15 protein-coding genes are annotated in these 17,838 nt (G+C 45.6%); 7 read left to right on the top strand and 8 right to left on the bottom strand.

The genetic code is table 11. The features are described from left to right. The first annotated feature begins 6 nt into the window (after nucleotides 1-6). The 6 genes from ACAF76_RS10440 (at nucleotide 7) to istB (ACAF76_RS10415) (ending at nucleotide 8,574) form a co-directional block, all read left to right on the top strand. The gene (locus tag ACAF76_RS10440) at nucleotides 7-1,458 is read left to right on the top strand and encodes a 3'-5' exonuclease (RefSeq protein ID WP_421617880.1); all 1,452 of its coding nucleotides are present in this window, start codon (nucleotides 7-9) and stop codon (nucleotides 1,456-1,458) included. Next, a complete protein-coding gene (locus ACAF76_RS10435; RefSeq protein ID WP_421617879.1) occupies nucleotides 1,421-3,121 on the top strand; it encodes a UvrD-helicase domain-containing protein in 1,701 nt (566 codons plus the stop codon). The genes ACAF76_RS10440 and ACAF76_RS10435 overlap by 38 nt, the downstream gene beginning before the upstream one ends. Before the next feature lie 11 nt (nucleotides 3,122-3,132). Next, nucleotides 3,133-4,374, top strand: coding sequence for a phospholipase D-like domain-containing protein (locus ACAF76_RS10430; RefSeq protein WP_421617878.1), 1,242 nt, complete (start codon nucleotides 3,133-3,135; stop codon nucleotides 4,372-4,374). Between the two features lie 199 nt (nucleotides 4,375-4,573). Beyond that, nucleotides 4,574-5,902 carry a DNA cytosine methyltransferase gene (locus ACAF76_RS10425; RefSeq protein ID WP_421617877.1) on the top strand — a complete coding sequence of 443 codons (1,329 nt, stop codon included), beginning with the start codon at nucleotides 4,574-4,576 and terminating at the stop codon, nucleotides 5,900-5,902. A gap of 654 nt (nucleotides 5,903-6,556) precedes the next feature. After that, the gene (istA, locus tag ACAF76_RS10420) at nucleotides 6,557-7,798 is read left to right on the top strand and encodes an IS21 family transposase (RefSeq protein ID WP_400162873.1); all 1,242 of its coding nucleotides are present in this window, start codon (nucleotides 6,557-6,559) and stop codon (nucleotides 7,796-7,798) included. Further along, a complete protein-coding gene (gene istB / locus ACAF76_RS10415) occupies nucleotides 7,795-8,574 on the top strand; it encodes an IS21-like element helper ATPase IstB (RefSeq protein ID WP_421617417.1) in 780 nt (259 codons plus the stop codon). Before istA (ACAF76_RS10420) ends, istB (ACAF76_RS10415) begins: the two co-directional genes overlap by 4 nt. Here istB (ACAF76_RS10415) and istB (ACAF76_RS10410) read toward each other — a convergent pair. Further along, nucleotides 8,505-9,335 (bottom strand): IS21-like element helper ATPase IstB, encoded by an 831-nt coding sequence (istB, locus tag ACAF76_RS10410; protein ID WP_421617876.1) that lies wholly within the window; start codon nucleotides 9,333-9,335, stop codon nucleotides 8,505-8,507. The two genes, istB (ACAF76_RS10415) and istB (ACAF76_RS10410), sit on opposite strands and share 70 nt — an antisense overlap. Beyond that, nucleotides 9,332-10,840, bottom strand: a complete 1,509-nt coding sequence (gene istA, locus ACAF76_RS10405; protein WP_024985261.1) for an IS21 family transposase — start codon at nucleotides 10,838-10,840, stop codon at nucleotides 9,332-9,334. Before istA (ACAF76_RS10405) ends, istB (ACAF76_RS10410) begins: the two co-directional genes overlap by 4 nt. A gap of 900 nt (nucleotides 10,841-11,740) precedes the next feature. Between istA (ACAF76_RS10405) and ACAF76_RS10400 the strand changes: the two genes are divergently transcribed. Beyond that, nucleotides 11,741-11,863 (top strand): hypothetical protein, encoded by a 123-nt coding sequence (locus tag ACAF76_RS10400; RefSeq protein ID WP_421617875.1) that lies wholly within the window; start codon nucleotides 11,741-11,743, stop codon nucleotides 11,861-11,863. A gap of 267 nt (nucleotides 11,864-12,130) precedes the next feature. Here the strand turns inward: ACAF76_RS10400 and deoD are convergent, their stop codons facing one another. The 6 genes from deoD to ACAF76_RS10370 form a co-directional block, all read right to left on the bottom strand. Further along, the gene (gene deoD / locus ACAF76_RS10395) at nucleotides 12,131-12,841 is read right to left on the bottom strand and encodes a purine-nucleoside phosphorylase (protein WP_421617874.1); all 711 of its coding nucleotides are present in this window, start codon (nucleotides 12,839-12,841) and stop codon (nucleotides 12,131-12,133) included. Between the two features lie 199 nt (nucleotides 12,842-13,040). Next, on the bottom strand, nucleotides 13,041-13,832 hold the full coding sequence (locus ACAF76_RS10390; protein ID WP_421617873.1) for a glycosyltransferase: 792 nt from the start codon (nucleotides 13,830-13,832) through the stop codon (nucleotides 13,041-13,043). Then, on the bottom strand, nucleotides 13,786-14,640 hold the full coding sequence (locus ACAF76_RS10385; RefSeq protein ID WP_421617872.1) for a hypothetical protein: 855 nt from the start codon (nucleotides 14,638-14,640) through the stop codon (nucleotides 13,786-13,788). Before ACAF76_RS10385 ends, ACAF76_RS10390 begins: the two co-directional genes overlap by 47 nt. 165 nt (nucleotides 14,641-14,805) lie before the next feature. After that, complete coding sequence (locus ACAF76_RS10380; protein ID WP_421617871.1) at nucleotides 14,806-16,038, bottom strand: D-alanyl-D-alanine carboxypeptidase family protein; 1,233 nt, start codon at nucleotides 16,036-16,038, stop codon at nucleotides 14,806-14,808. 63 nt (nucleotides 16,039-16,101) lie between these two features. Next, the gene (locus tag ACAF76_RS10375; protein ID WP_421617870.1) at nucleotides 16,102-16,917 is read right to left on the bottom strand and encodes a GTP pyrophosphokinase; all 816 of its coding nucleotides are present in this window, start codon (nucleotides 16,915-16,917) and stop codon (nucleotides 16,102-16,104) included. 17 nt (nucleotides 16,918-16,934) lie between these two features. Beyond that, entirely contained in the window at nucleotides 16,935-17,807 is an 873-nt protein-coding gene (locus tag ACAF76_RS10370; RefSeq protein WP_421617869.1) for a M23 family metallopeptidase, read from the bottom strand. Nucleotides 17,808-17,838: the final 31 nt, after the last annotated feature.

Genomic DNA, 17,838 nt, shown 5'->3' with positions numbered 1-17,838 from the left:
ATAGACATGCAGAACGTAACATTAACCAAAAAACAGCAAGAGGCCGTTGATTATGAGGGACAAGACTTACTTATACGGGGAATTGCCGGTAGCGGTAAAACAATAGTTCTTCTCAACAAAGCAAACAAAATTCTCACAAAATATGTAGATGAAAAAGTCTATCTCTTTACCTTTAACGGTGCACTGTCAGCCTATGCCAAAGAGTTAGCAAGCATCATTGGATCTGATCGTCTCGTCGTTACGACATTCCACTCCTGGACCATGCAAATGCTTAGAAAGATCCGTGTCCGGTTTAATATTGTCAAGCAAACCGACAAAGAATTGGCCTTAAAAAGGAGTATTGAAAAAGTCCGTGAGCAGATTACTCATCGTCTTGTCGTGGAAGAGAAGTATCTCGATTTTCTAGACGATGAAATCAGCTGGATGAAAGGCAAGGACCTTCGGCAAAAAGAGCAGTATTTTGGTGCGGATCGTATAGGCAGAGGCACCAAGGTTTTCGTCGATAAAAAAGCACGTGAAGTCATTTTTAGCGTATTTTCGGAGTATCAGAAAGAACTGCAGCTATTGAATTGTGTAGACTTCGATGACCTGGCACATCTTCTTCATAGTAAATGTGCTAATCTTAATTCATTTCCCACACTCGATAATGTTTTAGTGGACGAGGCGCAAGACTTACAAGAACTACAGCTCAAACTGCTCAAGAAGTGTGCTAACAAGCGAATGATTATTGCAGCTGACAAAGGGCAAAAGATATACAATACTTCATTCGCATGGCGTGATATAGGGGTAAATATTACAGGTGGTCGCACTAAGTTGCTTCAAGATTCATTTCGCTCGACCAAGCAAATTATCTCTCTCGCTCATAGTTTGCAAAAACACGACCCGTTATATAAAAACAACGATGAGGAATACGTCCATCCCATTTTACCAGAGAGAACAGGACCAATTCCGTTGTTAGTGGAATGTGAGGGCTATGAAGATGAGGAGGAATACATTGTTCAAGCTGTAAAAGAATTGCTAACTAGTTATCCAGAATGGACAATTGGTATTCTTTCTCGCAGAAAACCTTCGTTGTCACGTTTTTATAAACGACTACTAACCATAGGAGTGCCTGTCGAATATGTCACAAAGGATCAGGGTAGCGCCATCAAGCAAGGAGTAAAGCTAATGACGTTTCACTCTGCTAAAGGTCTTGAATTTGATACCGCGCTTGTCATTCGACTGCGAGAGAAAACGGTACCTTCTTATGACTCAAATGAAGATTTGGATGAAGAAACATTGGCGGTTGAGCGCCGCTTGCTCTATGTTGCGATGACCAGAGCGAAATCTGTTCTAGTCATGACCTATTACCAAAAACGTAGCCGATTCGTTGATGAGATGGATTCAAGTTTATACAAATACGAAAGAGTAGGCGGAAACAATGGCGATTCAACACTATTTTTGGAACCAACTATCTGAAGCATGGACAGATAAGGAATACCAGAAAGATGAAGCGCTTCAGAACCGTCATTATTGGCTATCCTTTTTAAAGACGGGAAACCTCTTTGACAAGATTACGTTAAGCCGGGAGCAACTGGCCGTCGTTCAACGAAGAGATAAATTTTTGATGATTAATGGATCGGCTGGTAGTGGTAAGAGCATTACGTTACTAGGACGAATGTTTAAGGTGATGGCGGAAGAGAAGCGGGAGCAGCGCCTGTTATATGTAACCTTCGGGCAAACCCTTATTGAGGATGCTCGTAAACGCAGCAATCAGTCCCAATTGTACCGCGATCTAAAAGATAATCACACTGTTCATCTCAAGACCTTTCACCAAATGGTTCGTGATATTTTGATGGAAGCCAATCTCATGACACTAAACCTACTTCGAGTATCTATTGGATCCATTGGTCGAAGAGAAGACAATGTGTATCGTAGAACGGAAGCCTATTTAGCTAAATTCCTGGCATCGAAAGAGTATGCGTCCCTCCCAAGAACTCGGCAACTTTATAAAACCCATATGGAAGGGTTTATTCGAGATGAGATCTTTTGGATGAAAGGCAATGGCTTTATCGAGGAAGACAAGTACTTAAGTTGTGAAAGGGTAGGGAGAGGTACAAGTCCAAGGTTAACTGTGGAACAACGAAAGACGGTTTTTGAGATTTTTCAAGGGTATGAACGATTTCGGAGTGAGCACTGGCCCGAGGATTACGATCAGGAAGATTATGCACTTTTGCTCCTCAAGTATATCGACTCAATTCCAGAACAGCTGAAGTATGATCACATCTTTATCGACGAGGTGCAGGATCTTCAGCCTATGCAGCTATTAGCGCTGAATTTATTAGGCAAAAAATCGATTACGATGACTGGTGATCATAAACAGAGAATCTATCGAAGAACGCCGTATTCACTAAAGGCTTTAGGAATTGAAATAGAAGGTAATCGGAGTAGAAAATTGAAAATCAATTTCCGCTCAACCAAGCAAATCATGAAACTGGCTCGTTCCATTTCCTTTCTCGATACCGATAATGACAAGGAGAGTGACCTTGATTTCGTTCGAGAGGGTCCCAAACCAGAGATTCGCCTATATCAGGACACCCCTAAGATGGTTGCATATATAGTGAACGAAATCAAAAAGGCAAGAGTCCATGATCCGAATGCTACTGTCGCGATTATTCACCGATATGACACAGATGAATGGAAAACACGTAACTCATCGATCCGATTAACTTTAGAGAGGGATTTTAACGTCATTGGCGTAGAGAATTACGGAAAAAAGTTTAACCACGATCAAGAGAAACCTCCTCTCTTTTTTACGGATGCATTTTCCGTAAAAGGGCTTGAGTTTGATTACGTGTTTATCCTACACTTTGATCGTGAACATTATCCTATTAAACAGAAGATGGATGAGATTAAAAAGCGACACGGTGGGGATACCTCATCAGAAGGGTACTATCAAGATGAAGACTCCATTATAAATGAGGAGAAAAAGGTACTCTATGTTGCCCTTTCTCGAGCAAGAGAAAAAGTGGTGATGTTTTGTGTTGGTGAGAAGCCACCTTTTTTATCTCCCTTTATTCGGGACTTTCAGAGCAGGGATTACGATAACTATGGATTTAATAAAACGATGTTCTCTAGATAGGGTGAGCAAAGTTGTATCGAGCATATTTTGAGGTTCCATCAGATACGAGAGTCAAACACGAAAAGGGAAGTTCCCCTTATTTGCTTAAGAAGCTGATGGTTGAACTTCAAGGGGCTGAAAGTATTCAGGCCTCTTTTTTTCTTTATAACAATCGCTTTCTGCACGATTTTTTACAGAAACAAGTTCTTAAAGGAACTCAAGTTACAGTATATACAATACCTCTTGATGGATATAGTGAGGTTGAAGTTTCGGTAAGCGGATATCGAGAAAAGAAAAGTAAGCGACAATTTGCTGAAAAAATATTTCAAAGTATTACGCAATCTGATGGACCTGTTGTTGATTTACGATTGTTCCCTCATACGTACGTTTGGTCGGAGACACAATACAATCGAGGAACATATACGTATAGTCTTCATGCGAAATGTGTACTTGCTACCTTTAAAGACGGTAAGCATAAATGTATTCTGACGTCCAGCAATTTAGCTTGTGCTGATCAATCCCATAGTGAGAATATGCTGGTCATTGAGGGAGATCAGGAGTCAATTCATTCCTATATGCAGTTTTTTAGGCATCTTAGAGAAAACTCGCTCTCACTCGATGATTACAAAGATTTTAAAGATGCAGCACAGCATGACGCCTACTATAAGTTACAAAAGAAAACGAACACGCAGATTACCGGGAATGCCATGTTTACAGCTCCCTGGTTTTTTTACAACTCAGAAGGAAGCCCTAAGGTGGCAAGAACATGTATTTCGAAGTTTATCAAACGCGCACAGAGTAGAATTTATATCTGCACTCAGCATGTCAACGATTACAACCCCTTTGGTACGGAAGACCATAAGGGAATCGTCGAACTTCTAATAGAGATTGCTAAGAATCAAGAGATTGAGATAAAAGTATTAAAGCAAACAACAAGTGAGCAACAAAAACAGGGAAACAGGGCTGCAAAAGCAGCAAATATTTTAAGAGGGCTACCGAACGTGGAGCAGAAATTCTGGCATCCCGTCATTCACGATAAGTTTATCATTGTCGATAACTCGGTAGTGGTTATGACGGCCAATGTAACACCAACACAATTTGCATGGGACGAAGATCGTGACATGGTTTACGTCATCGATAACGAGTCTGTTACCATCCCTCACAGTTGTTTCGCAGAAGTGAATGCCTTTCAATTTATTACGGATGATGAAATTACTGCACAGTATGAACAGCACTTCTTACAACTATGGAAAAGTGCTACAAATTTAGCTTAACTAGAAGGGCGGTATATAGTTTATAGTTAGATATTCTCTTGAATACGAAGTAGAATTGCGATATTATGATTGAAAAGAACGTATGTTCCTTCTGTTTTTAGGAACAACATGCCATGCTTTTTTAAATAAAGCCTAGATTATCCTCATTATGCAGTAAAATAGAGTACATAAGCCATCGTTAAAGGAAGGAGCGGTAGATATGGTTAAACTGGAACAAAGAGGTCGTGCTAAATATAAACCAGCTCCCAACTTAGCACCAGAAGATATACGTGAGTTTTTGCTACAAAAAATTGCTCAAGAATCTAAGATTGAGGGCGAGATTGATATTCAGGATGAAGTACATTATAAACCTGACAAATTTAATGTACTATCCTTATTTTGTGGTGCAGGAGGGCTTGATCTTGGCTTTGAATTAGCTGGTCTTCAAGCTGTCATTGGTGAGGAGAATGCTCTTAAGGCGTTTAAAGATAAAGATCAATATAGCAGGCTTCGTGAACAGAGCATATTCCATACCATTTTTGCTAATGATTATTTCAAGGAAGCACTAGAAACCTATAAAAGAAATCTAAAAGATCCAGAAAAAACCAACGTGTTATATGGGGATATACGAAAAATTAAACGATTCCCAAAAGCGGATATTGTTCTTGGAGGTTTCCCGTGTCCTGGCTTTTCTGAAGCAGGTCCACGCCTTATTGATGACGAGCGTAACTTTTTATATTTGCAGTTCATTCGCTGTTTGCAAGAATCAGAGCCCGATATTTTCGTTGCTGAGAATGTGAAAGGTATGTTGACCCTAGGTAAAGGAGAAGTATTCAAGCAAATTGTAGAAGATTTTGAAGCAGTAGGATATAAAGTTTATTACAAAAAAGATCCAATGGATATTTTCCCAGTACCGCTAAATGCGAGAGATTACGGTGTTCCTCAGCTAAGAGAACGTGTTTTCCTCGTTGGTGTACGTGAAGATCCAAAAAAACCTTTAAATTTTATATATGAATTCCCTAACCCTACGCATGGACCGGGTACAAAACAACCATTCGTAACACTTAGTGATGCAATTAAAGACCTGAACGGTGACCCCAATAAGTATGGAAAATATTACAAGGGATCCTTTTCTCCAATTTATATGTCTCGTAATCGAAGGAAAAATTGGGACGAGCAAAGCTTCACAATTCAGGCATCTGGGCGACAAGCCCCTTTGCATCCAGGTGTGCCACCAATGGAGTTTGTTGAAAAGGATAAATGGAAATTCACGGGTGATGAATCAGAGTACCGCAGATTATCCATTAAAGAGATTCAACGGATACAAACATTCCCGGATTGGTATGAGTTTTGTCCGCTCGACCCTCAAATCAATAGTCAAGTAGATAAGATTTATAAGCAGATCGGAAATGCAGTACCCGTTATGTTAGCAAGAGCCGTTGCTCTTCCGATTGCAAAATGGGCTAAGGAATACTTAGAGGAAAAAAGGAAAACTAACCAAAAAAATCATAAACAGGATAAACAGTTAACAACTGTATCAGGAAATTAAAAAGGGCCAGAGAGGCTCTTTTTAATTTTTGGTGTTGTTAAACTTTCCTGTTGATAATATCCCATGGATATGTAAAATCACCATTATTATCCATTAAATATACTGATTAAGGGATTGAGTGAGGAGGTCTGTTCTATAGTAGAAGATAGGTATAAGACCGAAAAACAAAATGAGGAACGGGGTGTAAAAACGGATGTAGGAGCGTAATGATTTAGATAATAAATAATCCTTCATAGTTGAATTAAAGTTATGTAAATAAAAAAGTAAGAAGTCTTTTCAGTTCATAAAATGACAATTTCATGTACTGAAACAAACAGAGGGTGTCGAGGAAGATACCTGCACGAACGACAGTAAGGGAGAGGGTTAACTCCGATCGCATGTTCCTGGATACAGAAGGTGAAATTTGCATAGTGATCGAATGTTCTGTGAATGTCAACCAAAATGTTGACCACAGTGCTCATCAAAAAATTGACCACCATGGCAAAAATCAATCCACCCGTCGGGTGGGTAACTTTTTCATGATCACGATCTTTGAATGCTCTGTTTAAAGCGATAACTGTCCCCATTCTGTCAAAATCGGTTGTAAAATCCCCAATATCAGCGGTTTAAAATTCCCCAGAAAAAGCCGACATACTCTCCGGGAGGAGAGTAAATATGGTGAAGAATGGGGAGTTTTTTGTGATCAAAGAAATGCGTCTGAAAGGTATGAGTATTACCCAAATTGCTGAAGAAATGGGACGGGATCGAAAAACGATTCGAAAATGGCTCCTGAAAGAAACGCCAGAGAGCTATCCTTCTCGCAAACCACGTCCCAGCAAGTTGGATCCCTTCAAGGATTTCATCCGTACTCGAATGTCTGAGGGCTGTCAAAATGCCCGCATCATCTTCGAAGAAATAAAAGCCCGCGGCTATACCGGAAAGGACACCATCTTACGAGACTTCATGAAGCCGCTGCGCCCCCACTTTCGTTCAAAAGCAACTGTGCGTTACGAAACGAAGCCTGGACAACAAGCGCAAGTAGATTGGGGACATTTTCGAGCAAATGTCAACGGAAAACAAAAGCGTCTTTACGCTTTCGTCATGGTGCTGGGTTATTCACGCATGATGTATGTAGAATTTACCGAGGACGAAAAACTGGAAACACTCATCGGTTGTCATCTTCGGGCTTGGCAGTACTTTGGGGGTGTGCCTCAAAGTTGTTTGTACGACAACATGAAAACAGTTGTTTTTGGTCGAGATGACAATGGTAGGGTGATCTGGAACGAGCGTTTCGCCCGCTTTGCCAGCCACTATGGGTGCAAACTGCTGAGCTGCAAGCCCTATCGGGCTCGAACGAAGGGAAAAGTGGAGAGTGGGGTGGGTTATCTCAGAAAGAACTTTTGGCCTCGCATCGGCACTTTTACCGGGCTGCAAGATCTCAATCAACAAGTACGCTTTTGGCTGGACACCGTTGCAAATTGTCGCCTTCACGGAACCACCCATCAAATGCCGAATGAACGATGGAAAGAGGAAGACCTCCAACCTTTGAACCTCGTGCCTTTTGCTGTTGTGGACCGGCATTACCGGAAGGTGATGAGTGACGCTTATGTTTCTTTTGAAGCCAATCGTTACTCTGTTCCATGGGAGCACATCGGTCGAGTAGTAGAAATTCAAGATGAGAAAAATGGAGTCTTGCGATTTTATTGCAATGGCCATCTTATCGCGGAACACCCCAAACAGTGGGGGCGTCATCAGACCGTAAGCATAAAAAAACACTTCGAAGGAATTCGCACATCTACGAGCAAACCGGTTCCCCAACCTACACCCCGTTATATGGCGAATTCAACACCCGAAGTGTTGGAACGCTCTCTCACGGCGTATGAAGAACTGGCGGAAGAAGAGGTGACGCTGCAATGATCTTGCAAGAACGCCTGTTGGAAGCGTCCCGACATTTTGGATGGGTACGCATCCCCGAGATCCTCCACGATCACGCCGAAGAAGCATCCAAACACAACATATCGTATTTGGAGTTTTTGGACAAGCTTTTACAGGAGGAATTAGCCGCTAAATACGAACGATTTTTGCATACAAGAACGCGATTAGCACGGCTTCCGTTCAAAAAAACACTAGATGAATTTGATTTCTCTTTCCAACCCTCCATCGATGAAAGACGTATCCGTGACTTGGCGACTCTGGGTTTTATCGAGCATCAGGAAAACCTCATCTTCTTGGGCCCACCCGGTGTTGGTAAAACTCATTTGGCCGTTGCGCTTGGATTGGAAGCAATCAAGCAACGCTATACGGTTTATTTTATCACCGCCCACGATCTGGTGCAGTCGCTTCAGACGGCCCATGGCAATCGCACGATTGCCCAAAAAATGCGCGCGTTCACCAAACCAGATTTGTTGATTATCGATGAGATTGGTTACCGCAAAATGGACGAAACCGCTGCTCACTTCTTTTTTCAGATTGTATCCGAACGATATGAAAAAGGTTCATTGATCTTGACTTCAAACAAATCGTACGGAGCCTGGGGAGAGATTTTCGGAGATACCATTTTGGCCACTGCGATTCTGGACCGACTTCTTCACCATTCCAGTACGATCAATATCAAAGGGGAGAGTTATCGCATTAAGGAAAAGAAAAAAGCAGGTTTCTTCCGACCAGAGCCTGCTGAAGTAAACAACCAGTAGCGACAAAAATGGGGGATTTTCAACCGATAGTTTTGGGGAAAATTAAATCGATATTGACAATTCATTGCAAAGATGTGGGCACGATGGGTAAGCCGATCAACCAGGGCTGACGTCATTTGCTCATCTTTGAAAATCTGTGTCCATTCCGTAAATTCCAGATTACTGGTAATGATCATGCTTCCTTTCTCATAGCGGGCCGCACAAAATTGGAATAATAACTCCGCCCCGGTCCGACTGAGAGGGACAAACCCGACTTCATCCAAAATAATCAAATCTGTTTTCAACCATTGCCTCTCTAGCTGGAGAATTCGCTTTTGGGACTGAGCTTCCATAAGCTCATTGCATATTTTAGCGGCAGTCCAAAACTGGACGGAATAGCCATGATGGCAAGCTTCCTTCCCGAGTGCAATGGAGAGATGAGTTTTGCCAGTGCCAGAGTTTCCGATAAACATGATGTTCTCTGTCTTTTCGATGTACTCACAGCGAGCCAGTTGAAGCAATTTGGGCTTGTTGAGAGACGGAATGGCTGAGAATTCAAATTGATCGATCGTTTTCATAGAAGGGAATTTGGCATGCTTGATGCGACTGGCGATTTGGTTAGCATCCCTTTGCTGAACTTCTTGCTCTAGTAGGGCTAAGAGGAACTCCTCGTAGGGAATTTGCCGTTCAGCAGCATCATGGGCAATTTCCTTATAGACACGTTTAATCGCAGGTAAGCGAAGGCGTTTCGCATAGGTTTCAAGCAAGAAACTCGTACTCAATGAACCACACTCCTTTTCTGTAACAAACGATTGTACTGGCTAAGATCTGGGGCCTTTACCTGAATACGTGGAACAGAGCTATCCTCCACCAACGAGAGTTGGGGTAGACGGTGTTCCGGCAATGTTCGCTGAAACAATAATTGCCTTACGGCATCATATTGGAACATCCCTTTTTGGCAGGCCTCCTCCAGTGCTTCTTCGACAAGAGAAGTATCGAATTCACGGTGCAAAAGCAAGAGTCGAACGAACTCCTTCATCCCTCCTGGTCGGTTGCGGCACTTGTCCAAGAACTTTTGGTAAATGGCGGGTAATCCTGCCTGATGCAATGGTCTAGCATAAAGAACTGCTCCTGGACGAATAAGAAGTAAATCCAGATAATGATCGTATTGCAAAATCTCCTTTCCCTTTTCCAAACACCGCTCATGCGTCGCAATCAGGCTTTTTCCGTGATACACCTCAACTTTTTCAGCAAACACTCGGCAAGTAAGCTGGGTCGATGCATAGGAAACGGGGACGGAATAGGCATTTTTCTCAATGTGGATCATGGATAGCGTATTGCTTTTCACGGGTACAACACGGAAACAATCCAATGGCCGTGGAGGCAATGGAAGCATGATAGGCAACTCTTGAGCAAATGCTTCTCCAACCGTTAGTGAAGACCTTGGAACGGTTGTATTCTCGTAAGAGATACATTTTTCGAGGAGGATTTGATTGAGCTCCTCCAGAGAAGAAACACTGGGTACAGGGGTAAAAAATTGCCTCTGAGCAAACTGTACGAGGTTTTCCACCTGGCCTTTTTGATGCCCTTTTCCGGGATCACAGAAATAGCTTTCAAACAGGTAGTGGGCACGTAGCTGAGTAAATCGCTCTTGTTCCTCGCGATTTTTACCCTCCAATACCTTCTTAACGGCTGTTGTCAGGTTGTCGTATGTGATGACTTGGGGAACAGCACCGAAAAATTCAAAAGCATCTACATGACCTTGGAGAAGAGCCTCTTGCTTCTGATGAGCAAATGTTTTGATAAAAATCTTTCTGCTGTATGTGCAACGCATACAAAAGACTTGAACCTTTACTTGTTTCCCTTGTAAATGAACCGTAACCTCACCCCAGTCAAATTGAGCAAAGCGCCCTGGCGGGAAATCGAGAGGGACAAATGCTTTAGGGGGAGAAACCCGCAACTCTCTGACGTAGCGTCGTACAGTAGATTCACCGCCGGTGAATCCATGTTCGTCAACGAGTCTCTGGTAAATGCGTTTGGCAGTATGACGCTGCTTCGGGGGAGCTTGTTCATCTTGATGCAGCCACTCCAAGATGATGGGCTTGACAGAATCAATGACTGGCTTTGGCTTCGGTTTTGAAAGCTGATACACAGGAATCTCAGAGGATTTCAAAGCCTTTCGTATCACTTGACGGGAATAGCCGGTCTCTCGAGAAATTTGGCGAATCGACTTTCCTAGCAGAATGTGTTGTTTCCTGATAAACTCGTAATTAGCCATCTGAAGCATTTCCTTTCCTCCTATATCTTGTGGTCCGACAACTTCAAGATACAGGAAAGAGGTGCTCAGGTGGTCAACTTTTTTATGAGCAATGTACCACTAGGTGGTCAATTATTAGATTAGCATTCACAATGTTCGTTTGTACAATATGAATCTACAGACGCTGGTTGTCGATAACCAGTTGTCGCTATAGCTAGTAGCAGCCTACGCATGCAAAATCAGCCGATTGCTAGTATCTTCTATGAATAAATCGGGTTTTCAGGAAAGTCATTGAATACAAATAAGACTTGTTACTCTAATACTAGTTTTTGTGTGCCTCATATAAATCCACAAGCTCGATCCAATCACAAAGCCATAACGACTTGCGATTGGTTTGCAGCAGCCGAGATCAGCAGAACCGACCAAAACTCCCGTGAGATATTGGCTTAAGCTATTGGCGTATTCTCATTTTTATCAGTTTACATAATATATATTATCGGACTCAAAAGAAACCAGGGCATATCCGCAAGATGGAGTGCCCCATTTATGTTCCTGACTGATTCTTGCCGTCTGATTGCAAATCCATTTGTATCTACTATAGCAACACATATAGCAACAACACATAAACGTAGCCAATGCACAGCTTTATGTCCCGCATAGTCAGTTCCTTGACTTCACAACAGGTTCTATTTTCGGCTGGACATGCATATCGTACGACAGTCATCCTGCGGCATATCCGCGGCCACAGTCACTCTGCATATATTTCAGCCTGCACAACCTGGACGATACACGTGTTTCAGTATTTCACACCATACTAAAAAACAATTAAAAATATTCAATATTATTAAAAAACAGTATTTACACCTTCTCATTTTTAATATATACTAAAATTAAGATAACTATATCAAAAAATAACTCGGAGGTCTTACGATGAGAAAATTGCCAACCAAATCAAAGTCTACTTCCACAAACATGACGATCAAAAAAAGAAGATCCTATCAGGACACGCTGAACAACCTGGCTAACTACCTGGAACAAAACAAGAAAAAGTAAACCGAAGCGAGTGCCAACGGCAGGCACTCTGCTTCGGCGTGAATCGACTCTTTCTCAATCTCCCTCTCTTTCTTCATACCTCAAACGGTCCGGTACCGCACATCACCTGTTGTCCTTCATCCCGCAAACCAAAGCACCGAACCAAACGATCCCTTTCTCCCTTTTCGCAACTGCTCCATCTGTTCCCTTCCCAGTACAAATCCCACAGCTTTCCTCACAAAAAAATCCTACAGGCTACTCAACCTGCAGGACGCGATTTCTTACTTGTCATTCTTTTATCAAAGCAGCTTCCAATGCAACTTCGATCATTTCCTGGAACGTCGTCTGGCGCTCTTCGGCTGTCGTCTCTTCTCCCGTCAGGATGTGATCGCTGACCGTCAAAACAGACAAGGCGTTACGCTTGAACTTGGCAGCCAGCGTATACAGCGCGGATGACTCCATTTCGACCGCGAGCACTTGATAGCCGGCCAGTTTTTTATACAGATCGAGACTGTCCCGGTAGAAGCTGTCGCTCGTAAAAATGTTGCCTACCTTGACAGACATGTTGCGTTCTGTCGCTACCTGGTACGCTTTGTGCAGCAGATCGAAATTGGCAGTCGGAGCGAAATCGATTTGATTGAACAACAGGCGGTTCACCTGCGAATCAGACGAGGCGCTCATCGCCAAAATGACGTCGCGCACCTTGATGTCTTCCTGGATCGCTCCGCACGTGCCGACGCGAATCAGATTTTGCACATCATAGGATTGGATCAATTCATTGATATAAATTGAAATGGACGGAACACCCATGCCTGTCCCCTGTACAGAGACACGTTTGCCTTTATAGCTACCCGTATACCCGAGCATGCCCCGTACATTGTTGTAGCAGACTGCTCCTTCCAGAAATGTTTCCGCTATGTATTTGGCTCGCAACGGGTCACCAGGCAGCAAAATCGTATCGGCAATTTCGCCTGGCTTGGCCCCGATATGTACACTCATGTTTCACCGCTCCTTTGCTATTCAAAAAATCATTGCCCTTCTATGGTACTACAAAAAACGGAAAAACAAAAACAGATTCCCTCCTTGCAATCTTGCTTTGCTCCCGACTATCCCCAGCCGAAAATCTTCCGCACTCAAAAAGCGACAGCCCAGGACATGATCTCGGTCCGTGACTGCCGCGCTTTGGTTTTCACTCTTTTTATGAATCGGCATCATCGAGCTGATCGGCGACGTACTGAAATGCTTCCAGGTGATCGCCGAGATAGACGATGTCCCGTCTTTGTTGTTCGGGCGTAGACGCTTGCTTCCGCGTCGACCCAGTCTGGCCAATTCTCTCCACCGTCAATCGATTCGTGACCGCTCTCGCATAGGCAAGCGGCGGAACGAGCAAATGCTCGGAGCCGACAAGTGAGACAGCCTCTCGCGTCATCGCAAATGGAAGGTCAATCATGGAGGATTTGCCACCCGGCTGAGACAGCAAGCTGTTCAGATAAGCCTTCGCCAAGGAAAGCGGTGAAGGGGGCTGTTTGCTTTTGGTTCGCTTTTTTCCTTTGCGCGCCGTCCCTCTTTTGCGGATCGCAATGTCAGCGCCCCGGTAACATGCTTCCACGTACGGCAGCAGCTCCTCGCCTTTGATCTTGCTGGATGCATCAAGAAACAAAAGGACGTCTCCACTCGCCTCTCGCGCCCCGATAGCTCGCCATACATCCTGCCCCAAAGGAAACGAGTAAACGAAAGTCGTCAGGTTATGGGCCGGATGCGACAGTGCAATATCCAAAGACAGGTCGTTTGTGCCGTTGGCAATGAGCAGCATCTCTTTCGGCCGAAGACGCTGGACTTGGCGCAGCACACCACGCAACGCCTTGTTGTCGTCAGCGACCTCGATGATGACGCTTAGTCTGGTCTCGTTTTCCACCAGAAACCTGCGATCCAGTCGCGCTGCCTTACCTCTTTTTGCGGGAGCGGGTCCGTTTCCCCTTTCGTTTCTCATTCGATCCTCCCCCTCGTCGCGAATACCACCACCATGCATCGGGATCTCTGCGAAACACCGAACGAAAGTGGAGTTTTCCCGGCACTTGCAAAAGCTGGCGGAAGCGATCGCCGTCCTCGATCCCACCGCGAAATCCCTTGTGTGCAAGCAGCAGGCGAATCGCATCGACATGCTGCCGCAGGAGCGGATCGGCGTCTGTGTCAGGCAGCAAGGCGACCCTTGATCTTGTGGACAGCGACGGATGTTGAGGCAGGCGAATCGCTGCGAGCGACAAACCGTACACAACCGCTTGCGCTTGAGCCAAAGGAGGTATTGCCATGCCATTACCGATAGTTTGCCAAGCGCTGCGGCTGACGGCAAATGGCATCTTGCACAATGAGGCAGACTGCAAATCTTTGCGACCAGCAACGTGGTTCAGCAGTTGGTGCGCTATTGTATGAGGAGACCGCTCCCTTTTGTATATAGTCAGGACGATATCTTTCCCTTTTTCCACGGAGGAAACATACTGTTTCAAAGTGCTAGTGGACAAGAGCATGCGATCTTCCAGGAAAAGAAGGATGTTTCCTGTAGCCTGCGCTGCCCCGATGATCCCCATCTCCATCGGGCTGGACGCAGTTTCCGCAATCGTCACGGGAGAGCCGATAATTCGCTCCACCTGACCTGCTGCTTGAGGAGAACACACGAAGATCACTTCCGTTTTCGGGGCGATCCGCTTTGCGGCAGCGCTTAATCGCTTCAAATGGCGCCTGTGTTTTTCAACCACAATGATCACGGACACATGCGTCTGCCATTCTTTCTGCTGGTCCATGAGCGCCTCCCCCTTCGCAGCCAAAGTCTTCGTCCTGCTACTACACTACGCTTAGGGAATACGGATGGACACGGCTGCTATACCGGAAAAAGGGTACAAGACGGCAGCTTCCCCGAAGCCATCGCCTTGTACCCTTTTCCATCGGTCGTGTTTTCGATTCGTACGCTACCATACTTTTCGTTGCAGTTCCCGTCGCCGGATACGCCTTTGTTTGCGCGCCCGTGCTATCGTCACTGCGATTAAAAACAGGTTAAGTGCCAGCCAGGCCACCAAGAGAAAATAACGCGAAACAGGGACATCTCCCGCCGATGCCTGTTCGGCTTGTCCATCGCCGGAAGCAGACAGACTTGCCTTTTTCGGTGGAGTGATGCGCTCCAGCGGATACGTGATCGCAAGCGACCCTGCCGTGATCGACAGCTCATCGCGCGCTGTCACTTTGACCTCTGGCTCTGTCCCGATGGGCACCGTGGCAAAAAGATCATCCTTGGCGACAAACCGATCCGGCGCCTCTCCCTGCGTATCCGCAGCGCGGAGAAACTCTTCCCCGGCTTTCGTAACCTGTACCGTTTCAAAGTTCTCAAAGCCGAAGTCCAGCATGGCTGCCACATCCTGGTAGGCCATGTTGCTGGACGCAGCCTTCATCGTGACTGCGATCAGCTCGGTGTCGCCCCGCTTGGCAGAACCGACCAACGTGTGCATCGCCTGATCGGTAAAGCCGTTTTTGATCCCGGTCGCCCCTTCGTAATCGCGTATCAGCTTGTTGTGGTTGATCAGCTCCGATTTCCACTCCGCCCCGTCCCAAGGGAGCCGGTTGGTGGCGACCATTTCCCGGAACGTAGGGTTTTGCATCGCATAGCGGGCGATCTTCGCCATATCTGACGCGGTCGTATAGTGGCTATCATCGTGCAATCCATGGGGGTTGGTGAAATTGGTATGCTGTACCCCCGTTTTTTCCTTGATATAGCGGGTCATCTCGGCGGCGAATTGCTCTCTCGTACCGCTCATATGCTCGGCTATGGCAGTCGCGGCATCGTTGCCGGAATGCATCAACAGTCCATACTCCAGCTTTCGGAGCGTTACCTGCTCGCCTTCACCCAGGTAGACGCGCGTGCCGTCTTCGTACCGAGCGTTTTTTGATACGGTGACGATATCATCCGGATTCCCGTTTTCAATCGCGTATATTCCGGTCGCGATTTTGGTGATGCTCGCCGGGTACAACTGTTCATCGGGATTTTTTTCATACAGAACTTGTCCCGTTTTGGCGTCAATCAAAATGGCTGACACTCCGTTCAGTGACAGAGAAGCCATCGGTTGGGTCTCTTCGGCAAAAGCCACAGATGCTTCATGGCTCCACAAAAGAATGACCACGACGAGAAGGTTTGTCAGTAAAGCTCTCATGTTCGTCAGGTTCCTTTCCTTTCGAGTCACTTTTTTGGTTGGCTCTTGCTATCGTTGTCAGACTTACCCTAATCGTTTGCCCAGCAAGTCATGGATCATTTTCAGTTTTGGATTGTCGTGAAACGCCTCTTCAAACCCGCTCACATGCTGCTGGTACAATGCCGCCGCCGCGTCCAGGTCTTGTTTTACATACAAGGAAAAAATTTCCTCGAGCCGATCTTCCAGCGTGGTGTCCACCTCGACAGGAGTCAGGATTTCCTGGCGCAGGTTGTTCATCAAAAGGTCCAGTTGATGGGTGATCACCGATGCTTCATTCAGTTGCATCAATACGTTTTCCGGAATGTTTCCGGCGTATTTGTAGCGCAGTTCATGTTCGTTGGTCGCCCAGAAGTTCATGCCCAGGGTGCGAATTTGTATTTCACAATCCAGTGTAATCTTTTCACTGCCGTGATAAACCGTGTAGGACGCGATCATGTGGATGCTGCGATACCCGGATTCTTTTGGTTCCGCGATGTAGTCTTTGATGTCGCGCACGATAATATCCTCGCGCTCCTGCAAAAGCTGCTGGACTTCCCGAACATCGTCGACAAACCGGCAGACGACGCGCAGTCCGGCGATGTCACTGATTCCCTTCGATACAGCCTCCTGCCACTGGTCATCCTGGAAATCGATGCCTTTTTCCTTCGCCTTTTTGATCAGGCTGTCCACTTTCTTGACTCGACCTACGACAAATTCAATTGGTGAATAACGACCACTTTTCTGAAAGCCGTATTTAATTCCTTTTAGTTTTACTTTTAATTCATCGACCGCCTGCTCATAAGGGGCCAAAAAATGAACCATTTCGTCCAGTACCTTGCTAGGTACGTTTGTTGCTTTCATTGCGAAAACACCTCCTGTTACTTCCAAAGGAAGGGCGAGGTCTCAAAAAACGGCTGTGGATTGACGTACGTATTTCCGATCAGCATGCCATAGTGCAGATGGGGACCGGTGGAAAAACCGGTACTGCCCATCAGGCCGATTACCTGGCCCTGTTTGACCTCTTCTCCGGCGTTTACATGCAGTTCGGACAAGTGTGCATAAATGGAAAAAAGGCGCAGGCCATGGTCGATAATGATCGTATTTCCGGTCAGGTAGAGCGAATCTGCCAGCACGACCTTGCCGTGGTTGCTGGCGAGAATCGGCGTACCTGTTTTGTTGGCGATGTCGATCGCAGCGTGACGATTCGCTGGCACACCGTTGACGACGCGTTGATAGCCAAAAGGAGTCGTCAGTCTGCCGGTTGCAGGCTGAATAAAAGCCCCTTCAAAATACGGTACAGGGGCTGACACGGAACGGGCAGCATCTATTTTTTTCTGATCAGCGGATATTCGTGCCTGATCCTGGCGCATACTGTTCAACTGATTGCTCACCGTCAGCGAATCGACGGGAAAGTGCTTGGCTTCTATCGTCAAAGAGACGGAATTTTTCTGGTCTGTTACCGGATACGTCCCGGGCTTGGCATGGAAAGGAATCGGAATAAACCGGACGTACTCTCCCTGGGAAGGCTGCAACGGGTACGTCTGCTCGAATAGCGTTACCGTAGTCTCCCGGTTGCTGCGCACCAGAACAGCATCACCCGGATAAGCGATGGCGGGTGTTACGGTAAGTACGGCTTGCTGTTGGGCTACCTGGCGTTGGACCTGTGCCAGCACTTCGCGGTTCAACTCACTGTTCCCCGCTCCGAGCGCGACGGCAGCAAACAGCACAAAATTAACGACGGATTGCAGCATGAACACTCCCTCCCATTTTCTAGTATACCAA

Source organism: Brevibacillus sp. TJ4, assembly GCF_044627595.2.
Classification (GTDB): Bacteria; Bacillota; Bacilli; order Brevibacillales; family Brevibacillaceae; genus Brevibacillus.
Note: the sequence above shows the minus strand (reverse complement) of the source record. Positions and strands in the feature narration are given on the sequence as shown.

Excerpts from the sequence above, each read along its gene's own strand:
- ACAF76_RS10440 (WP_421617880.1), top strand. The coding sequence starts at position 7 with ATGCAGAACGTAACATTAACCAAAAAACAGCAAGAGGCCGTTGATTAT.
- ACAF76_RS10435 (WP_421617879.1), top strand. The coding sequence starts at position 1,421 with ATGGCGATTCAACACTATTTTTGGAACCAACTATCTGAAGCATGGACA.
- ACAF76_RS10425 (WP_421617877.1), top strand. The coding sequence starts at position 4,574 with ATGGTTAAACTGGAACAAAGAGGTCGTGCTAAATATAAACCAGCTCCC.
- istA (WP_400162873.1), top strand. The coding sequence starts at position 6,557 with ATGGTGAAGAATGGGGAGTTTTTTGTGATCAAAGAAATGCGTCTGAAA.
- istB (WP_421617417.1), top strand. The coding sequence starts at position 7,795 with ATGATCTTGCAAGAACGCCTGTTGGAAGCGTCCCGACATTTTGGATGG.
- istA (WP_024985261.1), bottom strand. The coding sequence starts at position 10,840 with ATGCTTCAGATGGCTAATTACGAGTTTATCAGGAAACAACACATTCTG.
- ACAF76_RS10400 (WP_421617875.1), top strand. The coding sequence starts at position 11,741 with ATGAGAAAATTGCCAACCAAATCAAAGTCTACTTCCACAAACATGACG.
- deoD (WP_421617874.1), bottom strand. The coding sequence starts at position 12,841 with ATGAGTGTACATATCGGGGCCAAGCCAGGCGAAATTGCCGATACGATT.
- ACAF76_RS10390 (WP_421617873.1), bottom strand. The coding sequence starts at position 13,832 with ATGAGAAACGAAAGGGGAAACGGACCCGCTCCCGCAAAAAGAGGTAAG.
- ACAF76_RS10385 (WP_421617872.1), bottom strand. The coding sequence starts at position 14,640 with ATGGACCAGCAGAAAGAATGGCAGACGCATGTGTCCGTGATCATTGTG.
- ACAF76_RS10380 (WP_421617871.1), bottom strand. The coding sequence starts at position 16,038 with ATGAGAGCTTTACTGACAAACCTTCTCGTCGTGGTCATTCTTTTGTGG.
- ACAF76_RS10375 (WP_421617870.1), bottom strand. The coding sequence starts at position 16,917 with ATGAAAGCAACAAACGTACCTAGCAAGGTACTGGACGAAATGGTTCAT.
- ACAF76_RS10370 (WP_421617869.1), bottom strand. The coding sequence starts at position 17,807 with ATGCTGCAATCCGTCGTTAATTTTGTGCTGTTTGCTGCCGTCGCGCTC.